This is a genomic window from Myxococcaceae bacterium JPH2 (assembly GCA_016458225.1).
Taxonomy (GTDB): Bacteria; Myxococcota; Myxococcia; order Myxococcales; family Myxococcaceae; genus Citreicoccus.
Window position 1 is genome coordinate 1 of record JAEMGR010000104.1, and the last position, 1,410, is coordinate 1,410.

The 1,410-nt window shown below is 72.2% G+C and carries 1 protein-coding gene; it reads right to left on the reverse strand.

Features of this window, described 5'->3' with window-relative positions; translation table 11 throughout:
* Positions 1 to 1,410 (reverse strand): amino acid adenylation domain-containing protein (locus JGU66_36295; GenBank protein ID MBJ6766237.1); only part of this gene is annotated, 1,410 nt, incomplete at both ends.

A 1,410-nucleotide genomic window follows, 5' to 3' on the forward strand; every position in this document is an offset into this window, starting at 1 on the left:
CGGTCAGGTCCGGGGCAGGAAGCGCCGCGCGGTTCAGCTTGCCGCTCGTGGTGAGCGGCAGCGCGTCCAGGCGCATGAAGACCGAGGGCACCATGTGCTCGGGCAGCCGCTGCTGGAGGAAGGCGCGCAGCGCGGCGGAGTCCTGTGCTTGCTCGTCGCCCGTGACGTAGCCGACGAGTCGCGCATCTCCCGGCGAGTCTTCGCGCACCAGCGCCACGGCCTCGCGCACGCCGGGGCAGGCGCGCAGCGCGGACTCCACTTCGCCCAGCTCGATTCGGAAGCCCCGCAGCTTCACCTGGAAGTCGAGCCGGCCCAGGTACTCCACCGTCCCGTCCTCCAACCACCGCGCCTTGTCTCCCGTGCGGTACAGCCGCGCTCCCGCCGTCTGGCTGAAGGCGTCCGGCACGAAGCGCTCCGCCGTCAACTCGGGCCGCGCCCAGTAGCCGCGCCCCACCTGCACGCCGCCGATGTACAGCTCTCCCGGCACGCCCACTGGCACCGGCCGCCCTCGCCCGTCCAGCACGTACAGCGTCGTGTTGGCGATGGGCTTTCCAATGGGGACGCGCCGCAGGGCCTCGCCTCGCGGGCAGGTCCAGGCGCTGACGTCCACCGCGGCCTCCGTCGGGCCGTAGAGGTTGTGCACCTCCACGCCCGGCAGTCGCTCCTGCGTGCGCCGCACCGACTCCACCGGCAGCGCCTCGCCGCTGCACACCACCCGCTTCAGCGACGGCAACCGCTCCGCCCCGGGCTCCTCCACGAAGGCGCGCAGCATGGAGGGCACGAAGTGCACCGTGGTGACGCGCTGCTCGGCCATCAGCCGCGCGAGGTAGGCCGGCTCCTGGTGGCCTCCCGGACGCGCCACCACCAACCGCGCCCCCGTCATCAACGGCCAGAAGAACTCCCAGACGGACACATCGAAGCTGAAGGGTGTCTTCTGCAGCACCGCGTCCTCGGCGGTGAGGCCGTACTCGTGCTGCATCCACCTGAGGCGATTGACGACGCCTCGGTGGGCATTCATCGCCCCCTTGGGCCGGCCCGTGCTGCCCGAGGTGAAGAGGACGTAGGCCAGTGAGTCCGGCCCCGCCAGCGCGCGCACCGGTGTCCTCGGCTGCGCGGACAGGAGTGAAGCGTCCGCGTCCCACCGGAGCACCCGGGCCGACGTGTCCGTCACCAGGCCCTCCAGGGCGCGCTGGGTGACGACGACGGTCGCGCCCGTGTCCTCCACCATTCCCTTGAGGCGCTCGCGCGGGTAGCTCGGCTCCAACGGCACGTAGGCCCCGCCGGCCTTCAGCACGCCCAGCAGCGTCACCACCAGTTGGGCCGAGCGCTCCAGGCACACGCCCACCCGTGACTCCGGGCCCACGCCCCAGGCGCGAAGCTGGTGCGCCAGTTGGTTGGCCTGTGCGTCCA